Source organism: Bacteroides sp. 3_1_23 (genome assembly GCF_000162555.1).
Taxonomy (GTDB): Bacteria; Bacteroidota; Bacteroidia; order Bacteroidales; family Bacteroidaceae; genus Bacteroides; species Bacteroides ovatus.
On record NZ_GG774949.1, the window covers coordinates 1,245,351 to 1,248,067 of the forward strand.

The 2,717-nt window shown below is 30.0% G+C and carries 2 protein-coding genes; one reads left to right on the forward strand and one right to left on the reverse strand.

Annotated features, from left to right (window positions below; translation table 11 throughout):
- Positions 1–639 precede the first annotated feature (639 nt).
- Positions 640–1,875 (reverse strand): site-specific integrase, encoded by a 1,236-nt coding sequence (locus HMPREF9010_RS19525; protein WP_008647363.1) that lies wholly within the window; start codon positions 1,873–1,875, stop codon positions 640–642.
- 378 nt (positions 1,876–2,253) lie between these two features.
- Here HMPREF9010_RS19525 and HMPREF9010_RS0124085 point away from each other — a divergent pair.
- A partial coding sequence (locus HMPREF9010_RS0124085) for an STN domain-containing protein (protein WP_032852462.1) occupies positions 2,254–2,717 on the forward strand: 464 nt, incomplete at its 3' end.

The window sequence follows — 2,717 nt, forward strand, 5'->3', positions numbered from 1 at the left end:
AAAATCAGTTTCATATACTTTCTCTAGATCCAATTCTTGTTAGATAAATAGATTAGATGTTCTATTTTTAAGATGTCAGGCTAAATACAATTGAGCAAAATCAATGAATGAAAGAAAAAGTTAGTAAGATTGCACATGAATATGCAGTAATTAAATTGTTTTTATTCATATATGCGGCATGAATATTCGATAAAAGACGTTTTTTCAGGAATGTTCCACACCGAGAATCACTTCGTTTCTCGGTGTGGAACATTTTGATTCTTTAAATGGAACCTAACAAATCATTTAAAGAATAATAATAACTTGCTTTATAGGAGTTGTTTTCTTCTAGTTAGTGCCGATAATACAAAGAACGGAATCTTTTCATTTGATTAATATTATCAATATTAGATATTATTCTATCACTACGCGGGCGATAAAAAGAATAAATTGTAATAATATCATCCTTTTTTTATTTGAATTACGTTTGGCTAAAGTGGAAATCCCTGCGGTTTTCGAAACACTCCTGATAACAAGATGCATATTCTAAATTATAGGTAATCTAAATATGCGTTTTTTAATATTATACTCACTTTTATCCTATATCAATTATTGGTCCATTTTTCATTGTACATACAATTTGCATGCAAATGTATTAATCTAGAGATTAAAGTTAGTCAATAATTGAGCATTCCTTATTCTTTCCTCTTTTTCAAAGTATGCTAAATAGTGCTCGGTTACAGATAAGTTAGAGTGTCCCAAGCTTTCAGAAATATATGAGGTTTTCGCACCTCCACGTTTTAATACTGTAGCAAAAGAATGCCTTGCCGTGTAAGTCGTCAACTGAAAAATTCCAATGTCTTGGGCTATTTTTTTAAGTCTTCTGTTACATTTGGTTATAATACGCCGTACCAATCTAATCTTTTCAAAGGCATCTTCAGTTCCTCTAGCATATTTAAAAATATACGTTTGCGGGCTTAATCTTGGATTACCCCATTTTTGAATAATATTCCACATTTCAGGAGTAATGATTGCATGTATCTCTTTGTTATGTTTGGTAGTTCGAGATGTCTTAGAGCGTACAAAGCATATTTCTCCATCCATAATATTTGAATACTGAAGAAATAATAAATCCATAAAATTAATGCCATTACATAAATAAGAAAACACCCAGAGATCCCTAAATTCTTCTATATCTTTTGTTTCACATTGATAGGACATTACTTTTTTTATTTCAGAAAGAGTAAGTGCTAATTTACGTCCACACCCTTCAGGAATTTCATATTTATTCTTTCCAAAAGGAAAAGATGATTCTTTTATGATACCATCATGTACAGCACGATTTAAGACACACTTTAAAGCTCGGAAATAAATACTTATGCTTGAATAGCTTTTACCTTCTGATATCCAAAATTTCTCACAACGTTTAAGCCAATCAATTGTAATGTTTTCCAAAGGTATAGTGGAACCTCCGAAATCTTCTAAACTTTTTAAAGCACTTTGATAATTTAGGTAAGTGTTTGCTTGTTCATTGGCTTCCAGTTCTTTCATTTTTAAGCGAAAAGCACTGCGCAAAGTCATATCATTCATCTGCCTTCCTAACCTGACGCTTAATGTTTCAATACTAAATTCTCCTTTTTGTATCAGTTCGTTAACTTGTTGCTTAATAGTTGAAAAACTACTCTCTATATCTGATCGAATTTCTGCCAATAACCGGCTTTTTACTTTTAATAACCTTGCCCAATCTTCTTTTGACAATTCCTTCCCAGTTGAGTAATATTTTTGCTTTCTTCTATATACCACTTGAACTTTAACAGGAAACTGTCCACTCTTTTTTGCTCTTCTGGTATCTAATATGGTTAAAACCGAAATTCCATCTTTTGAATATTTGAACATAAAATGAATATTTATATCTATACAATAGGTAAAGCATACATATATTGTATGCAAAATGTATGCAAATGTAATAAATCAGCCTGATTTTAATAAGTACATAAAATTCTATTTATCAAATATTTGAGTATTTATTTTTCAATTAGGAATATTTCTATTCTATTTTTTTTTGAAAAAAATCTTATCTTCGTTTAGTAAGGTTACAACATAAAATGTATTACTATTGAATAAGCGCTTATGGAATTTATTTTAAGTATAACCTTTAAATTTATTAATTATGAGAAACAGAGATACATGAAACCTTTGTGTGAAAACGGTAATCTCATTTACCGCCTCTAATTACAAATTCTCTAAAAACTATTTCTAATTAAAAAGAATAAGATGAAAGAATTTATAAAACACAAGTATTCATACTTGTTATTCTTCCTTTTGTTGGTTTCGTGTTTTGCTTCAGCTTATGGGCAAGAACGAACGATCACTCTTAATCTATCGAAAGTACCCTTGAACACTGCTTTGAAAGAAATTGAGAAACAAACTTCAATGTCAGTAGTCTATAACACAAATGATGTCGATATAAATCGTGTCATATCTATCAAGGTAACAAAAGAATCTTTGAATAATGTAATGAATCAGTTATTCAGAGGAGTAAATGTCAGTTTTTCAATAGTAGATAATCATATTGTACTTTCTGCGAAGAGTAATAAAGAAGACCAGCAGAAAAAAACACCAATTACTGTAAGTGGTACTGTTACTGATTCAAAAGGAGAACCATTGATTGGAGTTAGTATTTTGGTAAAAGGAACTTCAAATGGTACTATCACTGATATGGATGGAAATTTCAAAAT